Here is a 22,156-nt window from a genome sequence, read left to right as displayed (position 1 = left end):
AGCATGCGGTGCTCACCCGCAATACCAGTGGCGCTCAGAAACGCTAATACTCAACGAGAGCTCCACCGACGATCACAAGCGCAAGAGGCACTCGAACCAGGCGTTTTATATCACGAACAAAAACGCGCCAGATGTTGCCCATGCCATAGCACCCTGTGATCGCCGAACTCGCAGTGATGCTGGCAACCCTATCGGTTCCGGCGACACCGACACCGAAGAGTTAGCGCAGACAATCACGACGCAACAACAACCACATGGTGGGACTGTTCTCCTCGCATGCAAACGAACTGCGGCGGGCACATCGCCATGTTTTCCAGGACGCGGCGACTGAGAACCGGATGCCCGCAGCCCAGCAGGAGCGCAAGGCCCAGCCCCGCATCTCAGACGAGCGAGCAGATCAGATCGTTGAGGCGTACAGGTCGGGCATGACGGTCTACGGCTTAGCAGGAGAGTTCGGCTGCCACCGGGTCACGATCAGCGCGGTCTTGAAGCGTCGGGGGGTTGCGATGCGTCGCATGTCACCAAGCGATGAGCAGGTAGCCGAGATGATTCGTCTTTACGAATCTGGCCTCTCCCTCTCGAAAGTAGGTGAGCGTCTCGGTTTCAACGCGACCACGGTGCTGCACCGAATACGTGCTGCAGGAAAAGCGACTCGCAGCTCGCCCCAGCGATGAAGATCGACGGGCCTTACACACAGAGGCTGCGCAGGATGAGTGCTGAGGCCTAGGGCGTGTCTGATAATTGCCTGGTCCAGGCGATGACGGCGTTCAGGATCACGGCGGCGCGGTAGACGATGGCGTGCTTGTCGTACCGGGTGGCGAGTCCTCGCCATTGCTTGAGGTGGCAGTACTGGCGCTCGACGACGTTGCGGTTCTTGTAGTCGGCTTTGTCGAGACCGACGGGTCTGCCGCCGCGTGGTCCGCGACGTTTGCGGTGGCCTTTCTGATCGTCTGGTTCGGGGATCACCGCCTTGATCCCGCGCGAGCGCAGATGCGAGCGGATCGCGCGTGACGAGTACGCTTTATCGCCGCGCACTGCGTCCGGGCGAGTGCGCGGGCGGCCGGTATCTCGGCCGACACGGAGCTGGTCCATCAATGGCAAGAACATCGGTGAGTCACCCGCTTGCCCCGGCGTGATGAGCGTCACCAGCGGGAGGCCTGCACCGTCGACGAGCTGATGAATCTTCGTCGACAGGCCGCCGCGAGAGCGGCCGATGCCGTGATCAGGCGGCTCTTCCCGCAGATTCTTGTAACTCGATCCAGCCCCCTGTGAGGCGCGTGGTGTTCGTCGCATGCTGGTGCGCGCGGGCGATCGTCGAATCCACCGACAACGACCAGTCCACCAGTCCCGCGGCGTCCGCCGCGGCCGTGAGCGTCGCGAACACCTTGTCCCAGGTGCCCTCCTTCGCCATCCGGTAATGCCACGTCCACACCGTCTGCCACGGCCCGAACAGCTCGGGCAGATCCCGCCACGCAATGCCGGTCCGATACCGGTACACGATGCCCTCGACCATCAACCGAGCATCCGAGAACGGCCTGCCCTTACGCCCCGTCGGACGCGGCAACATCTCCTCAATCAACGACCACTGAGCATCCGAGAGCATCTGAAACCGAGACATACTCATAGCCTCCCAGCGCGACACCTATCCATTTATCAGACACGCCCTAGCCGTCGACCTTACGTACTGAGTACCCCGCCTTCTTGACGTTTACGTCCAAGTAACGGCCAACGCTCGGGGCAACCAACAGCCCTTCGTAAACGGACAGCGGAACGCCGAGGTACTGATAGACACCTCCCTTGATAAACGCGACCTCCAGTGTCTTCGTCTCCGGGTTGTAGCCGACTTCAGCTACGTTGCTGCTGACTACTGGCACTCGATTCATTCGTCGACTCCTTCGTCGTCTTTCGCGGCTTCTAGCTCCGCAAACTTGGCTGCCATCGTCGGGTTACTCCTGGTCAGTTTCTTGATGGTCACATCCTGAGCTTTGTCGTTAGCGAGCCGCAGATTGCGTTCGGAGCCAAGGAGCGCCTCCTTCGCCTTTTGGAGACGATCGATGGATTTGTCGATCTCGTCGATGGCTGTGTGGAAACGTCGCGCGGCGAGGTCGTAGTTCTTGCCGAACGCGGCTTTGAAGGTATCGAGCTCATTCTCGAAGTTCGTGATGTCGATGTTCTGCGCCTTCACCAAGGCAAGCTCATTCTTATAGGTGAGTGCGTTGAGCGCTGCGTCACGCAGCAGGGTAATCATTTGAATAAAGAACTGCGGACGGATCACGTACATCTTCGGGTATCGGTACGAGACGTCCACGATCCCGGTGTTGTAAAGATCGCTCTCCGGTTCCAGGAGAGAAACCAGGATTGCGTACTCGCACCCCTTCTCGGTGCGGTCCTTGTCGAGCTCTTTGAGGAAGTCCTCGTTCTTCTTCTTAGTGGCGGTCGTGTCGTTCTCGTTCTTCATCTCGAACATAATCGACACGATCTCGGTGCCGGACTCGTCGGAGTCGCGGAAGATGAAGTCGCCCTTGCTCCCTGTGCGGGCGTCGTTGTCCTTCTCAAAGTAGGCTCGGGGGAAGGCTGTGGCACGGATACGGTTGAACTCGACCTCGCAGTGCTGCTCGAGCGTCTCGCCGACCATCTTTGTCGACAGCTTCGCTTTCATATCGCGCAGCCGCTCGATCGCGTCGTCGCGGTCCTTAATTTGCGTCTCGTACTTGTCCTTGAGTGACTTCTCCGCGAGCTGCTTCTCCAACTCCACCTTCGCCAGTCCGCTCTTGAACTCGTCGCGCTCCTTCTCGACCGCGCTCACCGCCTCGGTGATCGCCAGTTTCTGCGACACCTCGGCGCTCTCAAGCTTGGCTTTCAGAGCCTGAATCTCAGCGTCTTTCGTCGAGGCAGTCTTCTGCAATTCGGCGGAGAGCTTCGCTTCGGCGAGCTCGACGGCGGACTGCTTCTCCTGCTTGGCCTTCTCGAGCGCCCCGGTGAGGGAATCGCGCTCCTTCTCGACGGCCGCGAGTGCCTCCGTCACAGCGAGTTTCTGTTGAGCGTCACCGGCGTCGAGTCTGGCTTTCAGATCCTGAATCTCGGCGTCCTTGGTGGCGGCAGCTTTCTGCAGCTCTCCCGCAGCCTTCGCTTCGGCCAGCGCTAGAGCCTTCTGCTTGTCCTGGTCGGCAAGTTCGAGACGCTCATGGAGCTGCTTGTCGAACTCACTGTCACGGACCTGTTTGGCGATGTCGGCGTATCCCGCCTCATCGATAGTGAACGTCTTGCCGCAATGCGGGCACTTGATTTCATGCATGATCAAACCTCCTTTGCTTTCATCAATATCTCGGTGAGCATCGGAGGAACCGTGCCCGCTGCTTCGAGAGTGGCCGTCCGATAGGCCAGCTGATTCTTCGACAGACTAATACCAGAAGCAGCCTCGACTGCCTTACATGCCGATTCCCACTCGGGCCAATCGGCCCCGAGGAATGTCTCGAGGTGATCGTCGAAGACTGCCACGTTGTCGGCAACGACTGCCGACGGGAAGTCCTCTTCGGTGCGACCGAAGTACTTGAGCGCAGAGCGGTTAGCGGCGACATGACCAGCCCGCTCCTCATCGATCTTGTTCTGCTCCTTGCCGTTTGTCCGAGCACGCGCCTCAAATCCGCTGTCAGCGTCAAACAGTGCAAAAGTAGGAATCCCCAGGGCCGTCAGGATTGCGTGCGCCAACGGAATTGACTGCTTTCCGCCAACTGGAACGATCGAAAGACCAGCTGCCTCCAGGGAGCCCACGCCTTCTCGGTCCCCGACGCCATACAAAACCGCCGACTCTGTAGTGCCTTCGACGAGAAGCGCCCGCTGAGCAAACAGCGCAACCGAGAGCTGATTCGTCACAACGCCGTCGAGTTGGCGATCAACGACCGCAGGCTTGACAACGCCCTTCAACTTGTCTTTAACATCCACGAGGGACGCCGAGTGGACGGTCACGACCGGGGTTTCATCAGTTGATCGTGTCAGGCGACGCACCTGATCGAAATGCCGCGCTTCCAAGAAGTACGGACTGTGGGTTGCGTAACTCACCTGGATGCGCTTGTCGGGGTCCTCCGCCAAAGAGCGGAGCACCTTCGCGAATGTCTGAGCCTGAATCGGGTGCTGGAATAGTTCCGGCTCCTCGATGGCCAAGCAGATAACACCCTCCGCCGACGCCGCACCGGACTGCGCCAGCAGTTGCAGGGAAGAGATCAGCAGGGTGCGTTGGAACCCGTGGCCCTGGCGCTCGACGGCGGTCTCCGTCGCGCCATCCAGAATCGAGACGCCGAACGTAGTCCGCGGGGCTTTGAGCTCTACTTCGGCGGGCATGACCGATACCGCTCGCCCCGGCGTGTACGACGTCACAACCTCGTTAAGCTGCGCCGTCATCGTTTCGAGTTGCGCCTTGAACTTATCCTCATAGACCCGTTGTTGTCGGGCTCGGGCATCCTCCACGATTGTCGCGATCTCCTCGTCAGCCGCTGCTCGGTCAACAGAACGCTCGAGGATGCGCCCAATAATGCTCGCCTTACCGTCGAGCGATTCTTCACTGGCACGAAGGTCAGCAGTGACGAGCACGAAGTCGAACAGGCCACTCATCTTGCCGCCGCTATTAAAGCCGAAGAAATTGGTCTGCAGCGCCTCCGGAGCCTCCACTAATTGCGTGGTGTTTGCTGCTTCCCACGTCGTCATGGCCTGATCGACGGCCGTCCCCGAGGTCGCTGCGGGAAGCCCTAGCTCCGTGCGAGTTTGACGGAGCTCGGCGTAAAGCTGCTTCTTTGCTGTGGCGCTTGTCGCAGCCTTAATGTCGTTGAAGTCGGGGAAGCTTTTCGCGTTCGCCGAGAAGACCTCCACGCCGCTGGCGGAACGCTGCTTCCAAGCGGTAAAGGTGTCGGCTCCGGCGGGAGCATATTTGCCGAGCGCCTCGCGGTCCTTTTCAGTCAGATCGTAGAAGGTGACCTGAACCTCGATATCTTCATCGATCGCCCCGAACGAGCAATCCTTCTCGGTCAACGACCCGGGTTTGCCGTTGAAATACCAGTCAAGAGCGCGGAGCACTGTTGACTTGCCGGTGCCGTTCGGGCCGATGAAGGTCGTGACGCTATCGAAATCGATCGTCACATCCTTCAACGTCCGGAAGTTCCGAACTCGAGCTGACTGAATCTTCATTAATTGCTCCCGCCTGGGCCCAGTCCAAAGAACCGCTCGAAGAACGCGCCGAGCTTCTGGATCACGCGTTGCTTCTTCTCGCCGTGGCCGCCGTCAGCAGAGAACCGCGACGCTGGCGGCAGCACCTTTGTGATCGCTGTGCCGCTCGTACGGATCTGCCCGTCTCGGAACGCGGTCTCGACGAAGACGCGGGTCTCGTCGGGGCGGAGGTTCTCCTCGTTGATGATCGTGTCGAGTTCGGCCTCGCGCTTGGCGGCGATGAAGGCGCGCCATTCCTGGTCGATCTCGCCATCCACGGAGAGGGAGTCGACGAAGTCCTCGATGAGGTCCTTCTTGTTGCGCAGGGTCGGGCTGGCGTCCACGGCTCGGGAGATCTCGGCGCGGATCTCCTTGTCGTCACCGTCGCCGCGTTCGTCGCGATACTTCTGCACGAGCATAAGGATGTAGTCGACGTTGATCTCGACCTGCTTGATCAGCTCGATCTCGAAGACCACGTCGTCGTTGATCTGTTCCTTGTCGGCGTCTTTGTCCTTGCGGAACTCCGCATACAGGTCGAGGTAGACGCTGCGGTAGTCCTGCCCCTGCCGGTCGGTGAGGATCGCGTTGCCGGTGAACTCGTCGAATGAGGTGAGGATGTTCTGCAACCGCAAGGTCGCACCGAACAGCCCGATGAAATCCTTCTTAGCCGCCTCGCCGATGATCGGCTGACCGATGGGAAAGGTACTGAGCAGTTCGGTGACTTTCTCGGCGTAGTCGTTGTAGTACTCGCCGTACGGTTTGAGAAGCACGACACCGCGAGCGTCCTTGTTTCCGAACAACGCGATCGCGTCATTGGTCTCTTCCTCGAGGTCGCGGAAGCTGACGATGTTGCCGTATGTCTTGACGGAGTTCAGGATGCGGTTCGTGCGCGAGTACGCCTGGATCAGCCCGTGCGCGCGTAGGTTCTTGTCGACGAACAGGGTGTTCATCGTGGTCGCGTCGAAGCCGGTGAGGAACATGTTCACGACGATGACGAGGTCGATCTCGCGCTGCTTCAACTTGAGCGAGAGGTCTTTGTAGTAGTTCTGGAACCGGTCGGCGGAAGTGTCAAAGGACGTGCCGAACATGTCGTTGTAGTCCTGAATCGCGTCTTCAAGGAACGAGCGAGCGTCCATGTTCAACGCACCGGTGTCGAAGCCCTCCTCGTCGAGCCCGCCGTCTTCCACGGCGTCGTTCGCGCCGTAGGAGTAGATCAGACCGATCTTCAACCGCCGATCCGAAGGGAGACCCTCTTGCTGGATCTGGAAGTGGTTGTAGTACACACGGGCGGCCTCGATGGAGGCGGTCGCGAACAGCGCGTTGAACCCGCGAACGCGGCGCTCCCCGAGCGTGTAGTGCTCGGCACGCTTCGTCTTCTGATCGAAGTGCTCGAGCGCGTACTTCACGATCTGACTGATCCGCTCCGGGGCGAGCAGCGCCTTCTCGGTGTCAATCGCCGAGACCTGCTTATCGATGACGTTGCCGACCTTGACGGTGTTGACGTAGTCGATCCGGAAGGGAAGCACGTTCTTGTCCGTGATTGCATCGACGATCGTGTAAGTGTGCAGCTTCTCGCCGAACGCCTGCTCGGTGGTCTTGAGCTGCGGGTTCCCGCCGCTGCCAGCGTTGGCGGAGAAGATCGGGGTTCCGGTGAAGCCGAACAGGTTGTACCGCTTGAAGGCCTTGGTGATCGCGGTGTGCATGTCGCCGAACTGGGAACGGTGGCACTCGTCGAAGATGATCACGACGTGCCCGTCGTAGATCGAATGCCCCTTGTTCGCGGCGATGAACGTCGAGAGCTTCTGGATCGTCGTGATGATGATCCGCGCACCCGGATCTTCGAGCTGCTTCTTCAGCACCGCAGTCGACGTGTTGGAGTTCGCCGCGCCCTTCTCGAACCGGTCATACTCGCGCATCGTCTGATAGTCGAGGTCCTTGCGGTCCACGACGAACAGTACCTTGTCCACGCTCGGCAACTTCGACGCCAATTGCGCCGCCTTGAACGACGTCAGCGTCTTGCCCGACCCGGTGGTGTGCCACACGTATCCGCCCGCGGCGAGGGTGCCGAGCATCTTGTAGTTGGTGGAGATGTCGATCTTCTGCAGAATCCGCTCGGTCGCCACGATCTGGTACGGGCGCATCACCAGCAGCATCCGGTCAGCGGTGAGCACGCAGTACTTCGTGAGGATGTTCAGCAACGCGTGCTTGGCGAAGAACGTCTTCGCAAACGCCGACAAATCTTGGATCGGCTTGTTCTGCGCATCCGCCCACCACGACGTGAACTCGAACGAGTTCGAGGTCTTCCGCACCCGCTTGGACCCAGCTGCCTCACTCAGGTGCTGACGACGGGTGGTGTTCGAGTAGTACTTCGTCAACGTGCCGTTCGAGATCACGAACAACTGCACATACTCGAAGAGTCCAGATCCTGCCCAGAAGCTGTCCCGCTGGTAGCGGTCGATCTGGTTGAACGCCTCACGGATGTCAACCCCGCGTCGCTTCAGCTCGATGTGTACCATCGGCAGGCCGTTGACGAGCACCGTCACGTCGTACCGGTTCGAGCGGGCGGAGCCGCCGTCACCCTGGCCGATCTCGTACTGGTTGATCACCTGCAGACGGTTGTTGTGAATGTTCTGCTTGTCGATCAGCAGGATGTTCTTCACCGAACCGTCGTCACGCTTCAGCAGCTGGACGTGATCCTCTTGAATCCGTACCGTCTTCTCGACAATGCCGTCGTTCGCACCCGCGATCCGCTCCGAGAAGAACTGATCCCACTCCGCATCCGAGAACGTCAAAGAGTTCAGGGCTTCAAGCTGGGTGCGCAGGTTCGCGACAAGCTGCGACTCCGACGCGATCGGCAGATACTCGTACGCCTGCGACTCAAGCAGCCGAATCAGCTCACGCTCAAGCTCCGCCTCCGACTGATACGAACCAGCACCCGCCACGTCAGAGACATACTCGGCAACGACCGTACTCTCACCAGAGACGACTATCGGATCGTACTTGCGTGGAAGGTCCTCGCTCATGTCGCGGCCCTCGCGAAGGTCAGCATTTTGTCGCGGTACGCCTCATACTGTCGCTGACGCGCCTGAAGTTCTGCGCGAAGACCTCCACTCGGGCTTTCGAGAAGGTCGTAGAGACGGTCTAGGGTCGCAACGATGCGTTCCTGCGCGGCATGTGAAGGAACCGGAACTTGGACCAATACCAGCTCCTTGCGATTTAGCGCCGGGGTTCCGGCTGCTTGTTGTAGGTCACGAATAGACGGCTGAATCGACTTGAGGTAGTGGAATAGGAAGCGGGTACTGAGGCGGTCGTCTCTGGCGGTAATCCGGTAACACAGCGGACCACACCAGAAGTCCTCGTGCTGATAGCCGACTATTCCAACACCTCCCTGGCCTCGCGACGGGATAGTAATGGTTTGCCCTGTTGTATTCGAGGACGGAACGTAGCCAGAAGCGCTTGTACCCGCGTTCACAAATGGGAAGTCTCCACTATCGCTTACTTGGCTCTTGACAGGCGCTTGTCCCGTGCGGACGATGGCCACCTCACCGAGAGCATGCCAGTCCCAGGAAGGGTCTCCGTCACTCATCAATAGTTCTCGGTAATAAGCAAACTGCGCCTCGCGTGCTAGAGACTCTTCCTCGACCAGCGCTCGCAGGTTCTTGAATACGCGGAGCATCTCGACGATATCGCGCTGGACGGTCAGTGGGGGAAGCGAGACTTCGATTGACGCTAGCGCAGCGAAGGTCAGCCGGAAGCGTGCTCCGACTTCGGTCTTGCCCTCAATCTGGCGCCTTCCATCCGCGGACGCGAGAAAGTGCATCAGGTAGTCTGGCACAACACGCGAAGAGTCCACGCTAAAAACGACATACATCGGACTGACTATCACAGCATCCGGCTCGTCAAGCCAGCCGATTGAACCCACGTTGACGCGCGATGGATTATAGACAAACATCCCTGGCTCGACAACTTTGTAGTTGCTCGTATCAGCGCTCGTCCTCGTATTGTCGAAGAAGTCTGCGGTTGCCACAATGCCCTGGCTATTCGTGACACTGCGCACTTCGGAGACTCGGGCACCGACATTTCGGGCCTTCGACTCGACGATCAGCGCACCCAGTCGCACACTCTCGAGCAGTAGCCTCGAACTGCTGAAATGGCTAAGGTTCGCGACACTCACTCCCGCCCCTCCAGTTCGGCAATAATCGCGTCCACGCGTTCGCGCAGGTCAGCTTGGACACGGACAATGGAGGCTATTTCGGCGTTCAGAGCGGTGATATCAACGACCTCGGTGGAGCTTGCCGCGTCGATGTAGGTGCCAATTGAGAGGTTGTAATTGTTTTCCGCTACTTCCACATTTGGCACGAGCTTGGCCTCATGGTCAGTATCGATGCGAGCCACAAGCAGGTCGAGGATGCGCTGCTGGTCATCCGGCATAAGTCGATTCTTGTTTCCCACTCGCTTGAAGCCATGAGACGCATCGACGAGAAGCACAGAGTTGTCGACTTTCGACTTCTTGAGGACCACGATGCATGTAGCGATCGGGGTGCCGAAGAACAAGTCCGGTGGGAGCTGGATAACCGCATCAACGTAGTTGTTGTCGATGAGGTACTTGCGGATCTTCCGCTCCGCGCCGCCTCGGTAGAGCACCCCAGGGAACTCGACGATCGCTGCGGTGCCATTGACGGCGAGCCACGAGAGGATATGCATCGTGAAGGCAAGGTCGGCTTTCGACTTCGGTGCGAGCACACCGGCCGGTGCGAATCGTGGGTCGTTGATCAGCAGCGGGTTGGCGTCGCCGTCCCACTTGATCGAGTAGGGAGGGTTGGAGACGATCGCTTCGAACGGTTCATCGTCCCAGTGGGCGGGGTCGGTGAGGGTGTCGCCGTGGGCGAGGTTGAATTTCTCGTAGTTCACGTCGTGCAGGAACATGTTGATCCTGGCGAGGTTGTAGGTGGTCAGGTTGATCTCCTGGCCGTAGAATCCCTGTCGCACGTTCTCTTTGCCGAGGACTTTCGCGAACTTCAGCAGTAGTGAGCCCGAGCCGACGGCGGGGTCGTAGACCTTGTTCACCTGGGTCTTGCCGACCACGGTGATGCGGGCGAGGAGTTCGGACACTTCCTGAGGTGTGTAGTACTCGCCACCGGACTTACCCGCGCTGGAGGCATACATCTGCATCAGGTACTCGTAGGCGTCACCGAAGAGGTCGATCGAGTTGTCCTCGAAGTTCCCCAACGGCAGATCACCGATCGCATCCAGCAGCTTCACGAGTTTCTCGTTGCGCTTGGCGACGGTGTTGCCGAGCTTGGAGCTGTTGACGTCGAGATCGTCAAACAGGCCTTTGAGGTCGTCCTCAGCGTCGGTGCCGACGGCGGATCCTTCGATGTTCTTGAAGACACGAGCGAGGGTTTCGTTGAGGTTGGCGTCGTTCGCGGCGCGCTTACGAACGTTCTGGAACAGCTCGGACGGGAGGATGTAGAAGCCCTTCTCCTCGACCGTCTCCTTGCGGCCGAACTCTGCCTGGGCGTCGCCGAGCAGGGCGTAGTCGAAGCTCTGGTCGCCAGCCTTCCGCTCACCGACGTTGATGTAGGCGGTGAGGTTCTCGGAGATGAACCGGTAGAACAGCATGCCGAGCACGTAGGACTTGAAGTCCCAGCCGTCGACGGAGCCGCGGAGGTCGTTCGCGATGCGCCAGATCGTCTTGTGCAGTTCGGCGCGCTGTCCTTCTTTGGTGGTCGGTGCCATGTGGTTCGTCTCCTGCGCCTGGGGCGCGTCTTAAGTTATGGTTGCGGGCTATCCTCACCGTAGCGCCAGGCACTGACATCGGTCGGGTGCCATGCGCGGCATGAGCGTGAGCGTTGATGCAGCCGGGAGCATGTGTCGCGTCGACCGGGCGCTGCGATCTACCTGTGATTATCTCATGATCGGCCGTTTTCGAGAAGACCCGACCGCCTCGGTCAGGCGTCCCAGCCCCAGGCGAAGCCGTTGAAGAGGCCACCGTGGACGTCACGCAGGGTGAGGGTCGCGGTGCCGTGGGCGTCGAGCTGGAGGCGGTTGTACTCGTTGGCGGCGTGCGGGCGGGCGAACGGACTTGCTCCCTCAAACTTCCAGATACTGGCGGGGCGTTCCCCGATGAACCCGACGCGGATCGTGAACAGCAGTGACCGGTGGTGGAGCGCCCGGCTGGCGAGAGTCACTGGCTCCGGTTCGCGGCCGTCTTCGGGCGGTGTGATGCGGAAGAGCAGGTCGTAGCGTGTCCGGTCTTGCATCGGCTCGGTCGCCGTGCGGGCGGTGTTGAGGTGCCAGAAGTGGTCGTTCCAGCCCGCGCCGTCGACCGGGCGGGTGTTGACCTTGAAGTCGCCCTTGTTGCTCGGGGTCACGACGCCGGGATAGGAGCGGCCGATGGTGACGTAGTCGAGTTCGCCTGCTATGTTCGCGAACCGGTAGTGCTCGTAGGTGGCGTGCCAGCGTCGGTTCTCGACGACGATGAGGGTGCTGGTCTCTTCGTAGATGATGCCGCCGTGGATCTCGGGCACGTCGAGCACGAGTGGTGCCTGCGCGTAGCGGCCGGTGACGAGACGGGAGTGCAGTGCCTTGAGCGCTGCGGTCTCTCGTGTGCGAACGGTGTCGACTTTCCGTCCGATCTTGTCGCCGTGGATCTGTCGCCGTTGCATCAGCTCGGGTATGTGCTGCGTGTCGGGGCTGAGCGCGAACACGTCGAGCAGCAGGTCTGCTTGCTCGCGGGGCAGGGTGTGGATCGCGGAGATGAAGCGGTGCCGGAGGCGTTCGAAGCTGTCCTCGAGGGAGCCGCGGAGGAGTTCGTCGACGATCCCGGCCTGGGCGAGGCGACGTTGGACGAAGCCCTCGCGTTTGGTCAGCCAGGCGAGCTGCTGGTGAAGGGTGGCGACATCGTCTTCATCGAGTCTCACGCCATCACCTCCGCCGCGCCCGTGTTCGCTTCCAACTTTATTCCGAGTTTCAGAGTGCCCTCGGGCGAGTTTCTACGGTCGAAGTGTCCCGGAAATCCGGGGCGGTTCTCTTCAACCGGAAGGACATGCAACATGTCGAGCAATCAGGTGGTGCCGCTGTTCGGTGGGCACACGACCCAGCAGGGGCAGAAGATCACGGGAAGCCTGGTGCGTCAGACCAAGCGTGAGGTGGAGCAGGTTGCTGCGTCCACGGAGATCGCGGCGGTGCGGGAGCAGGGGCACGCGTTCCTGGCGTCGCAGGCGATGACGAATGTCGCGACGCTGGTGGCGCAGGCGGAGGCGCAGATGAAGATTGCTCCTGCAGGGGCGCAGTTCTATGAAGCGATCATCGCCGGATACGCCATCGGCGCGGGCCAGCGCATCGCTCGGGGGCTGTGATGGAGGCGGTCGCCGCGATCGCGACGGTCGCGGGAGTCGTTCTCCTTGTCGCAGTTACCGCCTTGGTTGTGTGGTGCGTGTCCGAAGCGTTGTGGGACGAGTACGAGGCGTGGCAGGAGCGTCGTCGTGCACGGGTTGAGGCGGAGCTGGACGCGAAGTCTGAGCAGCTCCGGCAGACGATTCTCTCCCTCGCCGACGACCTTGCGACCGACCGTGATGAGGCATCCAAGGCGTTGACGCGAGCGATGTTCCTGACGACCGGGGGCACCGACCTCCCTCGCTCGTAGCCCTCAGTAGGCGTACATCGTTGCCTATTTCACAACGACGGCTTTCACCGCACCGCCCGCCGTGGCTTACCTCGGTCACCGCCGTGTCGGATCGGGCTGCGGAGCGCCGCGGTGCGGTCTTCACGGTTCGGTCGCCGGGGTGCGTAATGGGCGCTGACACCGCCCAGCTCGACCGCTGCTGGCGGGCCGATCCATCAAATTCTTACCTCTTGAAAGGAGGAGTCGTATGAGCATTCACATCAATCACAACCTGCCGGACAAGACACCGCTGCCGGGGACATTCCGTGCGGCGCTGTGCGATCCACCGTGGTCGCTGCAACAGAAGGGCGGCCTCGGCGCGGTCAATCACTACGACCTCATGACCGATGAGCGCATCCTCGGGATGGGCGAGGTCATGCAGGAGATCATGGCGGAGAACTCGTTCTGCTTCCTGTGGGTCACCACCGCCACCGTCCCTCTGGGTATCAAGGTCCTCGAAGCGTGGGGCTACCGGTACACGAGCTTCTATTTCTGGGCCAAGCCCCGTCTCATGCTCGGCAACACGTTCCGCAACTCCGGGGAGCTGCTGCTCCTCGGCGTACGCGGGAAGGGCACGAAAGTCGCGTTCAAAGGTCAGCCGAACTGGGGCATGCATGCCCTGCAGTCCCACAGCCGCAAGCCCGAGGAAATCCACCTGATCGTGGAGCGGCTCGTCGGCGGAGACGGGCCATTCCTCGAACTGTTCGCTCGTCGTCCCGCACCGTCGAGCAAGCACTGGGATATCTGGGGAAACGAGTGCGACGCGACGATCTCGCTCGCGAAATGGGGATACCCCGTGCCTGCCGACCACCAACCCAACCACGCCCCGGCAGCGGCGGCGGAGCCTCGGACGTGAGGGGCGTGAAACATGCCGGACGATACCGGGCCGCGCTCTCTCGCGGAGAAGTTCTGGAGGACCTGCCTGTTGCTGTTCGGCGGCGTGATCTTGCTCGTACTCACAATCGAGCTGATCAAGAGCATCTGGTGGTTCCTCGCCCTGATCGCGCTCACGGTCGCCATCGTCGGCGGGCTGCTGTGGTGGTGGCGACGCCGAAACACCTGGCCCTGAACTCTCGGACAGGAGGTCAACGATGAACCGAAAGCGAAACAAGGCCGGTGGGCACCACCGTCTCACCCCGATCTGGAAGGACAAGGTCGACCGAGAAGGCCTGGCCAGGGTTCTCCTGCTGCTCGCGATGCATCTTGACGAAACACGTCGAGCGGCTCATACACAGAAACAGAAATCGGCACCAACGGCCGAGCAGAAAGGGGGCGGGCATGACGAGAAACACTAAACACGAGGAGTGGGAGTGGCAAGAACTCGCATGGCCCGACACGCTCACCCCAGACGCTGTCCACGCCACACTGGAACACCTGGCCGCCTCGACCACGCTCGGCCCGATCGTGCTCGAGGCCCGTGCAACGAAGACGGGCCTGCGCTGGCTGATCGCGGCCAAGCCGGCACGCATCGACACGGTACTTGACGCGCTCCGCGCACACCTCACGGTCCGCGCGCACACTCCCCGCCGACGCCGACACGAGGTGCAGCATGCGGTCGACCTGCGCGTCACCGGCACCGACCTCAGCCTCGAGGCCGCCAAGGTCACCGCGAGTATCCGCGGCCTCTACGGGGCGCTGTCGCGCCTGCACGGGGAGGAAGAAGTCGTCCTACAGCTCCTGCTCGGTCGCCGCCACACGCCGCCCGTACGCCCGCGAGAATCGCTCGGCGCGTGGCTCCGTGTGCTTGCTGTCCCGCCACGAACTGGCATGACGTCGAAACGGCGAGACGGTCAGCACGGCTTCTCTCTCAGCCTGCGCGTCGGCGTCACCGGCGCAGCCGCCCCGCGAGCGAAGCAGCTCGTCGGTGACGTGATCGGTGCGTTTCGCGTCCTCGAATCCGCCACCAGCCGCATCAGTGCCGTGACCGGTTCAGCAGTGCACCTCAACCGGGCCGCACGGCCGTGGCGATGGCCACTCACGTTGACCAGCGGGGAAGTCATTGGCTTGACCGGCTGGCCGATCGGCGAACCGCCGTTGCCGTTGCTCGGCAGACTCCACCCACGCCAGCTCCCACCGCCTGAGACCCTCGTGCGAACGGACCGGATCGTCGGTACTGCCAGCGCCCCCGGCCATAGCGAGAAGATCGGCATCCCGATCCGGGACGCCGCGTTCCATACTCATCTGCTCGGGCCGACCGGCTCGGCCAAGTCGACCGTGATGCTGGGCCTCATCGCCGCCGACATCACCGCCGGTCGCGGTGTGCTGGTCCTTGATCCGAAGGGAGACCTTGCTGATCGCGTCCTCGCACACGTTCCGAAGAACCGAGAACACGACGTCGTTGTCATCGACCCGACGAACGCCGCTCCGGTCGGGTTCAACCCGCTCGCCGGTCACCGACGTCAGGCCTCGGTTACGGCCGACACACTGCTGGCGACCTTCGAAGCGGTCTTCGCGAAGCACTGGGGCATCCGCTCTGCGGACATCTTCACGGCGGTGTTCAACACGCTCGCGCAGATCGACGGGACCAACCTGCTCTGGGTAGCCCCGCTGCTCACGAACCCCGCGTTCCGACGCAAGGTGCTGAAGAACATCGACGATCCGATCGGGCTCGGAGGGTTCTGGGAGCAGTATGAGGCGAAGTCACCTGCGCAGCAGGCCGAAGAGATCGGCCCGGTGCTGAACAAGCTCCGCCAACTGATCCTGCGACCTGGGCTGCGGGCGATGCTCGGGCAGAGCGATCCCCGCTTCGACCTCACCGACCTGTTCAGCAAGCGACGCATCGTCGTCGTGAACCTCAACAAGGGCCTGCTCGGTGCCGACGCCGCAAGACTGCTCGGCACGCTCCTCATCGGGCAGCTGTGGACAAAGATCCTCGCCAGGCAACGTGACGGCCTTGAGCACCGGCACATCGTCAGCATCTACATCGACGAAATCCACGACTTCCTCGCAGGCATCCCCGGTGACCTCTCCGACGCCCTCGCCCAGGCCCGCTCCCTCGGTGCCGCGTTCACCGTCGCGAACCAATACCTGAAGCAGTTCACCCCGGCGATGCAGGCCTCGGTCGAGACCAACACGCGCAGCAAGATCTACTTCGGCCTCGGCGGCACCGACGCGGCCACCATCGCCAAGCACGCCACCGGTCTCGACGCCCAGGATCTTCTGCTGCTGCCGAAATACCACGCGTACGCGAACGTCATGCAGCACGGTCAAGCCACCGGCTGGATCAGCATCGCAACCGCACCACCACCGGCAGGTATCAGCGACCCAGCGGCCATCTACGCCGCCGCACACGAACGCTACGGCATCGCCGCCACCATCACCGAGCAACAAATCCGCGATCTCATCGCCCCGACCACACCCGACTTCACAGACGCCGACGACGGCCCAGTGGGAAGGAGCCGACGATGAATGGCCGTCCTCGATCGAGACGCACCGGGAGACGTATCACCGCGCCCAACAGACACGGGCTTGCCGGACGTCGCGGGGCAGGGTGCTGGCAGCGGGACGTGACTGACCCGGTCATCCCAGGTCACCCGGCCGTCCCCATCGGCGGAGGACTCCAGTCATGACCGCTTCACTTGACCATCCGATCTATCAGGAGCTTCTCGCTCATCTGCTCGAGCTGCGCTTCGCGACGACGGAGCAACTCGCCAGGCTCACGAGGGAACACTACGGAAGCTCCCGGTCTGCGCGACGGCAGACGATGCGGCACCTGTCCAAGCTCGAGCAGCACGGCCAGCTGCTGCGCTTGGAGCGTCGTATCGGTGGATGGCAGCACGGCTCCACACCATCCATCTGGGCGCTCACCACCACCGGCCACCGGCAGGCCACCGGACACAGCGGCACGAGACAGCGACCGAACCTCATCTCCACGACGTTCCTAGAACACCTCCTCGCGATCGCCGAAACCCGGATCATCGCGAACGAGACCATCCAGCAGATCCCGGGCGCAGAGCCACGGGTCGAGACCGAGCCCGCCTGCTGGAGGAACTACCTCGGGCCGCACGGCGAACGCCTCACACTGCGACCCGACCTCTTGATGAGCGTGACCACGACCGAGTATCTGGATCGCTACTTCATCGAGGTCGACCGCGCCACGGAGAACCCCGCCCGGGTGATCGCGAAATGCCGACAATACGTGCGCTACCGCCGCAGCGGAGCAGAGCAGCGATCCAGCGGCGCGTTCCCCGCAGTGCTGTGGATCGTCCCGACCGCGAAACGTCGAACACAACTGCGTGCACACCTCGAAGCTGCCGAGCTCCCGCAGGACATGTTCACCGTGCTCACCCTCGATGAACTGCCCGAGATCATCCGTGACGGCCCGCCGCTCACGAAACAGAACAACACCAGGAAGGAGAACACCCCCTATGAAACCTGAACACAATTTTTACCCACCCGCTGACGCCGAAAACAGAACAACTCCGCCAACGACCCCCGAACGACGCGCACCGCCCGAGCCGACGACACGGCACGAAGCCCGCGAGCTCGACCGGCTCCGCCGTGAACACGGCACAGCGTTCGACGTCTACCTCGACTCGGTTTGGAACGGCATCGAGACCATCAGCGATATGGAGTCGGACTTCACCAACCTGCACTGGGGCTCGTACGAACGCATCGACCAGTTCATCGACGACTTCATCGACAGCCTCGGCTGGGCCGACGCCCGCGACCACGCCATCCGCGAATGGGCCATCCCCAGCAGCATCCTCATCTTCGACCGCGCCGCGATGCTCGAGCATCTGCGCGGCGACTTCGAGTTCCACGAGCGAGGAGGTGAAGTGTATGTCTTCATCCGATAGCCCTGACCCCGGTGCACATCAGCGTCCTGTGGAAAACCCTGACCAGGCGGATGATTTCGCACTGGACTCACACGGGCAAGAGAGCGTCAATGGAAACATGACCACAACTCCATACACCACCAGCCCGCTCACCGCCGCAGACCCCTTCGCTGCGCTCACTCAGAGCTTCACCCCGAAGCGAGCTGTCTCATACCTGCGCGTCTCGACGCGCGAGCAAGCGGAACGCGGCGGCAGGGAGGAAGGCTTCTCGATCCCGGCGCAGCGCGACGCGAACAAGAAGAAGGCTCAAGCCGTCGGCGCGATGGTCGTCAAAGAGTTCGTCGAGCGTGGCGTCTCCGGCACCTCCACCAACCGCCCCGCGCTCCAAGAAATGCTGCGCTACCTCGAAGCCGAGCAGAGCAACATCGATTACGTCATCGTGCACAAGCTGGACCGTCTCGCACGCAACCGCGCCGACGACGTCACCCTTAACCAGCGGTTCAGCGAACTCGGCATCCGGCTCATCTCCACCAGCGAGAACATCGACCAGACCCCCGGCGGCATCCTCCTCCACGGCATCATGAGCTCGATCGCCGAGTTCTACTCCCGCAACCTCGCCAACGAAGTCATCAAAGGCATGAGCGAAAAGGTCAAGAACGGCGGCTCCGTCAGCCGCGCACCGATCGGCTACCTCAACACCCGCACCATCGAAAACGGCCGCGAGAGCCGCACCGTCACCGTCGACGAGCACCGCGCACCACTGGTCACCTGGGCGTTCAACGCCTACGCCACCGGCGAGCACTCCGTACGCACCCTCACCAAAGAACTCGTCCGGCGAGGACTGACAACAGTGCCCACCGCGCGGCTGGCAGAGAAGCCGGTCGAGATCCGTCACATCCACTCGATGCTCACCAACATCTACTACACCGGCATCACCACGTTCAAAGGCGTCGAGTACCCCGGCAGCCACACCCCGCTCATCGACCGCGAAACCTTCGAGAAGGTCCAGACGATCCTGAAAGAGAAGATCAACGGCGAACGGTCGATCAAGCACGACCACTACCTCAAGTCCACGATCTACTGCGGGCACTGCGGCTTCCGGATGGTCGTCCAGGTGGTGAAGAACCGTCACGGCGAGACCTACCCGTACTACTCCTGCCTCGGACGACACTCCAAGCGCACCGACTGCACCCTCCGCTCCATCCAGATCGAGCACGCCGAGGACCTGATCCAAGATCTCTACGACCGCATCAGTCTCGCGCCCGAGTTCCGCGGCGACCTCGAAACACTCCTCCGGCACGGACTGAAGCAGCTTCGCACCGACACCGACCTTGAACGAGAACAACTCGAGGCCACGAAGCAGACCATCGAGCGTCGCCAACGCAAGCTCCTCGAAGCCCACTACAACGACGCGATCCCCATCGACATGCTCCGCACCGAGCAGAAACGCCTCGACACCGAACTGGCCGCCACCAACCGCAGCCTCAGCAACCTCACCGCCGATATCGCCGAAGCCGATGAACTCATCAGCATCGCACTCGACATCGCCCAGCACGCCGGAAACACCTACCGGCAAGCCCCCGAGCACATCCGCCGCATGTTCAACCAGCTCCTCTTCGACAAACTCCTCGTCACCACCGACGACAACGGCCAGCACCACGTCGAGGGAACCTCCCGGGCACCATTCGACGTCATCTACAGCCCAGATACCCGAGCACTCGTCCACGAGGCACGACACGCACAGCACGACGCCACCCCCGACAGCACGGGGCAAACGAAAGAGCCCGCCGAAACCGGCGAGCTCTCCCTGGACGTAATGTCCGATCAGTTCATTGCTCTTGTCGAGGGTTCGAGTAAGAGCATCATGGTGGACCTAAGGGGATTCGAACCCCTGACCTCCTCGATGCGAACGAGGCGCGCTACCAACTGCGCCATAGGCCCATGAACCTCAGCTAGATTATCACGCCCGAAAGGCATGATTCGCCGAGGCTGCGCTCATCCCGTGGCACGACGCTGAAGCATCTGACGCACGTGCTGTTCGATCTCCGCGTCATCCACGATGCCCATCCGCGAATACGGCGATGCGCTCTCGGATGCTGCCGGAACAGCCACCGGTATCGCTACGGGCGTCGGCGGCGCCATCTCGGCCGCACGCTGGCGGAGCTCGGCCACGCGCGCCGCACGACGCAGCTCCTGCTTCGCCTCGATCTCGGCCCGCGCTGTTTGCGCAAGTGAACCGCTCACGGTCGCCATCGGAGCGGGCAGCGGCCGAGGCGTCCACAACGCACGCCCCTGATCGTGCAGCGGCGGAGAAAGACGCGGTGCAGCATCGTCGACAGCGACTCGCGCGACGGGGCGACGCGCGCTGCGCCGTGTGACCGATGCCATCTTCTGCAGGATCACCGTGGCAACAAGCGCGAGCACGCCGCCCGTCCAGACCAGTGCCTGCGCACCGGTGGCGAGCAGCTGCCAGACGCCGAGCCCTGCCAGGGCGAGTCCCGCAACGAGGAGCACAGTCGCAGTCACCCGGACTCGACGACGAGCACGTGCCTGACGCACAACGGGGTCCGCGCGCGTCGCAGCGAGCTCAGCGCGCAGTGTCTCGAGTTGGGCGGCTTCTTTCTCGACCTGCACGCGCTTGGCGAGCTTCTGCTGCGCGAGCGCCGTACGGGCGTTGAGTTCGAGGTGCACTTCTTCGGGGGTCTCGCTGGTCTCGGCGAGCACTCGCAGCGCCTGATTCAGGCGTACCGCGTTCCGCTCGGCGGCGTTGTACTGGTAGCGCCCGCGCCAGGAAGGCAAGAGATACAGCATCCACAGCAGTACCGCGACGAGGACGATCACTCCCCCACTCAGCACCGGCCCGTTCATAGGCTCAACGGTATGCGACAGCGGGGCCCGCGCCCCTCAGTCGCGACGCGTGTCGCTTCGCGGGTACGGCGAATTTCAGATCGGAAGTCGATCCGATGGCGGGATGCTGGCCGCATCCTGCGGTGCGCGTCCACTCACCCACCGCTGAAGTACACCCTCGGGCACGTCCTCACGGGTCAACGCGAACGCGTAATGATCGCGCCAGTCACCATCGATATGGATGAAGCGCCGCCGATACCCCTCGTAGCGGAATCCGAGCTTCTGCACGACGCGCAGGCTCGCCTCGTTCTCGGGGCGGATGCAGATCTCCATGCGGTGCAGACCGTAGTCGGTGAAGCAGGCGTCCGTGGCCATGGCTACCGCCGTCGGAGTGATACCGAGCCCGGCGAATCGCTCGCTGACCCAGTAGCCGATCGTCGCGGAGTTGAGCGAACCTCGCGCGACGCCCCAGACGTTGAGCTGTCCGGCGATCTCGCCGCTGTGCAGCATGACGAATGGGTAGCCGCCGCCGTCACGGTACTGCTGCAGCAGGCGACGAATGCTCAGCCGCATGTCGAACGAGGCGACCCCATTTGGAATCGTCGCCTCCCAGCGCTGCAGCCAGGACCTGTTCGCGAGCAGCTCCTGCTGAAGAATGCGCGCGTCACGGGTCCGGATGAGCCTCAACTCGACCGGGCCGTGACGATGCCCCTGCAGCACGTCCATCAATTCCTCGCAGCCGTAATGCCTACAGGCCCTCGGCGAACTCCTTGAGCCACGGACGCAGGTCCGCGCCGAGGTCTTCGCGGTCGCTGGCGAGCTGGACGATCGCCTTGATGTAGTCGACGCGGTCGCCGGTGTCATAGCGACGTCCGCGGAAGATCACGCCGACGACTCCGGGACCTTCAGCGTCCGCCGCGAGCTCCTGCAGAGCATCCGTCAGCTGGATCTCGCCGCCCTTGCCCGGCTCAGTGCGCTCGAGGATCGGGAAGACCGACGCCGGCAGCACATAGCGGCCGATGACGGCGAGATTGGAAGGTGCGTCTTCTCTCGCCGGCTTCTCGACGAGTCCGGTCACGCGGACGATGTCATCGTCATCCGTGGCCTCGACTGCCGCGGCGCCGTACATGTGGATGTGCTCGGGGTCGACCTCCATGAGAGCGACGACCGTGGCGCCGGTGCGCTCGTGCTCGGCAATCATGGTCGTGATCAGAGGGTCGCGTTCGTCGATGAGGTCATCGCCGAGCATCACGACGAAGGAGCTGTCGCCGACGTGCGTCTTCGCACGCAGCACCGCGTGCCCGAGGCCCTTCGGTTCACCCTGACGCAGATAGTGGATATCAGCGAGGTCACTCGATTTCATGACCCGCTCCAGGCGCTTCATGTCGCCCTTCTCCGTGAGCTTCACCTCGAGTTCGGGAACCGAGTCGAAGTGATTGGAGATCATGTTCTTGTTGCGGCCGATGATCACGAGGATGTCATCGATGCCAGCGGATGCCGCCTCTTCGACGACGTACTGGATCGCCGGCTTGTCGACGACGGGCAGCATCTCTTTCGGCATGGCCTTCGTCGCGGGAAGGAACCGCGTACCGAGACCCGCTGCCGGAATGACCGCTTTAATTGACTGCTTTGCCATTGGGCCAGCTTACTGGGCACCGCCCCCGGGGCA

The 22,156-nt window shown here is 62.1% G+C and carries 19 protein-coding genes, 1 tRNA gene and 1 pseudogene; 9 read left to right on the top strand and 12 right to left on the bottom strand.

Annotated features, from left to right (window positions below; all coding sequences use genetic code 11):
* Positions 1 to 254 precede the first annotated feature (254 nt).
* On the top strand, positions 255 to 674 hold the full coding sequence (locus ACTIAO_RS09295; RefSeq protein WP_441906011.1) for a hypothetical protein: 420 nt from the start codon (positions 255 to 257) through the stop codon (positions 672 to 674).
* Between the two features lie 49 nt (positions 675 to 723).
* On the opposite strand, the gene ACTIAO_RS09290 is transcribed toward ACTIAO_RS09295, so the two are convergent.
* The 8 genes from ACTIAO_RS09290 to ACTIAO_RS09255 all read right to left on the bottom strand — a co-directional run bounded on the left by ACTIAO_RS09290 (position 724) and on the right by ACTIAO_RS09255 (position 12,119).
* A protein-coding gene (locus tag ACTIAO_RS09290; protein ID WP_441906010.1) for an IS5 family transposase occupies positions 724 to 1,618 on the bottom strand; the annotation gives its coding sequence in 2 pieces (ribosomal slippage) (positions 724 to 1,266 and positions 1,268 to 1,618; 894 coding nt in all).
* 46 nt (positions 1,619 to 1,664) lie between these two features.
* A complete protein-coding gene (locus ACTIAO_RS09285) occupies positions 1,665 to 1,883 on the bottom strand; it encodes a KTSC domain-containing protein (protein WP_441906009.1) in 219 nt (72 codons plus the stop codon).
* Entirely contained in the window at positions 1,880 to 3,295 is a 1,416-nt protein-coding gene (locus ACTIAO_RS09280; RefSeq protein WP_441906008.1) for a DUF2130 domain-containing protein, read from the bottom strand. Before ACTIAO_RS09280 ends, ACTIAO_RS09285 begins: the two co-directional genes overlap by 4 nt.
* Before the next feature lie 2 nt (positions 3,296 to 3,297).
* On the bottom strand, positions 3,298 to 5,178 hold the full coding sequence (locus ACTIAO_RS09275) for an ATP-dependent nuclease (protein ID WP_441906007.1): 1,881 nt from the start codon (positions 5,176 to 5,178) through the stop codon (positions 3,298 to 3,300).
* A complete protein-coding gene (locus ACTIAO_RS09270) occupies positions 5,178 to 8,219 on the bottom strand; it encodes a type I restriction endonuclease subunit R (RefSeq protein ID WP_441906006.1) in 3,042 nt (1,013 codons plus the stop codon). The genes ACTIAO_RS09275 and ACTIAO_RS09270 overlap by 1 nt, the downstream gene beginning before the upstream one ends.
* Positions 8,216 to 9,370, bottom strand: coding sequence for a restriction endonuclease subunit S (locus ACTIAO_RS09265; RefSeq protein WP_441906005.1), 1,155 nt, complete (start codon positions 9,368 to 9,370; stop codon positions 8,216 to 8,218). Before ACTIAO_RS09265 ends, ACTIAO_RS09270 begins: the two co-directional genes overlap by 4 nt.
* Positions 9,367 to 10,935 (bottom strand): type I restriction-modification system subunit M, encoded by a 1,569-nt coding sequence (locus tag ACTIAO_RS09260; RefSeq protein WP_441906004.1) that lies wholly within the window; start codon positions 10,933 to 10,935, stop codon positions 9,367 to 9,369. The genes ACTIAO_RS09265 and ACTIAO_RS09260 overlap by 4 nt, the downstream gene beginning before the upstream one ends.
* Before the next feature lie 212 nt (positions 10,936 to 11,147).
* Positions 11,148 to 12,119, bottom strand: a complete 972-nt coding sequence (locus ACTIAO_RS09255; protein ID WP_441906003.1) for a hypothetical protein — start codon at positions 12,117 to 12,119, stop codon at positions 11,148 to 11,150.
* Between the two features lie 132 nt (positions 12,120 to 12,251).
* Between ACTIAO_RS09255 and ACTIAO_RS09250 the strand changes: the two genes are divergently transcribed.
* The 8 genes and pseudogenes from ACTIAO_RS09250 to ACTIAO_RS09215 all read left to right on the top strand — a co-directional run.
* A complete protein-coding gene (locus ACTIAO_RS09250; RefSeq protein WP_188589013.1) occupies positions 12,252 to 12,557 on the top strand; it encodes a hypothetical protein in 306 nt (101 codons plus the stop codon).
* Positions 12,557 to 12,844, top strand: a complete 288-nt coding sequence (locus ACTIAO_RS09245) for a hypothetical protein (RefSeq protein ID WP_441906002.1) — start codon at positions 12,557 to 12,559, stop codon at positions 12,842 to 12,844. The genes ACTIAO_RS09250 and ACTIAO_RS09245 overlap by 1 nt, the downstream gene beginning before the upstream one ends.
* A gap of 226 nt (positions 12,845 to 13,070) precedes the next feature.
* Positions 13,071 to 13,718 (top strand): MT-A70 family methyltransferase, encoded by a 648-nt coding sequence (locus tag ACTIAO_RS09240; RefSeq protein ID WP_441906001.1) that lies wholly within the window; start codon positions 13,071 to 13,073, stop codon positions 13,716 to 13,718.
* A gap of 12 nt (positions 13,719 to 13,730) precedes the next feature.
* Positions 13,731 to 13,931: a hypothetical protein gene (locus ACTIAO_RS09235; RefSeq protein ID WP_441906000.1), complete on the top strand. Its 201-nt coding sequence runs from the start codon at positions 13,731 to 13,733 to the stop codon at positions 13,929 to 13,931.
* Between the two features lie 209 nt (positions 13,932 to 14,140).
* Positions 14,141 to 16,270: a type IV secretory system conjugative DNA transfer family protein gene (locus ACTIAO_RS09230; protein WP_441905999.1), complete on the top strand. Its 2,130-nt coding sequence runs from the start codon at positions 14,141 to 14,143 to the stop codon at positions 16,268 to 16,270.
* Positions 16,271 to 16,427: 157 nt separating this feature from the next.
* The gene (locus ACTIAO_RS09225; protein WP_441905998.1) at positions 16,428 to 17,240 is read left to right on the top strand and encodes a replication-relaxation family protein; all 813 of its coding nucleotides are present in this window, start codon (positions 16,428 to 16,430) and stop codon (positions 17,238 to 17,240) included.
* Positions 17,230 to 17,661: a hypothetical protein gene (locus ACTIAO_RS09220; protein ID WP_441905997.1), complete on the top strand. Its 432-nt coding sequence runs from the start codon at positions 17,230 to 17,232 to the stop codon at positions 17,659 to 17,661. The genes ACTIAO_RS09225 and ACTIAO_RS09220 overlap by 11 nt, the downstream gene beginning before the upstream one ends.
* A pseudogene (locus ACTIAO_RS09215) lies at positions 17,645 to 18,817 on the top strand (recombinase family protein); the annotation flags it as partial. The gene ACTIAO_RS09220 and the pseudogene ACTIAO_RS09215, both read left to right, overlap by 17 nt.
* Before the next feature lie 688 nt (positions 18,818 to 19,505).
* On the opposite strand, the gene ACTIAO_RS09210 reads toward ACTIAO_RS09215, so the two are convergent.
* The 4 genes from ACTIAO_RS09210 to galU form a co-directional block, all read right to left on the bottom strand.
* Positions 19,506 to 19,581 (bottom strand) — tRNA-Ala (locus tag ACTIAO_RS09210).
* A 54-nt stretch (positions 19,582 to 19,635) separates the two neighbouring features.
* Positions 19,636 to 20,508, bottom strand: a complete 873-nt coding sequence (locus ACTIAO_RS09205; RefSeq protein ID WP_441905996.1) for a hypothetical protein — start codon at positions 20,506 to 20,508, stop codon at positions 19,636 to 19,638.
* A 75-nt stretch (positions 20,509 to 20,583) separates the two neighbouring features.
* Positions 20,584 to 21,213, bottom strand: coding sequence for a GNAT family N-acetyltransferase (locus tag ACTIAO_RS09200; RefSeq protein ID WP_441905995.1), 630 nt, complete (start codon positions 21,211 to 21,213; stop codon positions 20,584 to 20,586).
* Positions 21,214 to 21,235: 22 nt separating this feature from the next.
* Entirely contained in the window at positions 21,236 to 22,123 is an 888-nt protein-coding gene (galU, locus tag ACTIAO_RS09195) for a UTP--glucose-1-phosphate uridylyltransferase GalU (RefSeq protein WP_441905994.1), read from the bottom strand.
* Positions 22,124 to 22,156: the final 33 nt, after the last annotated feature.

This window comes from Microbacterium sp. (assembly GCF_052099035.1).
Taxonomy (GTDB): domain Bacteria; phylum Actinomycetota; class Actinomycetes; order Actinomycetales; family Microbacteriaceae; genus Microbacterium.
This window is presented reverse-complemented; position numbering and strand designations above follow the sequence as displayed.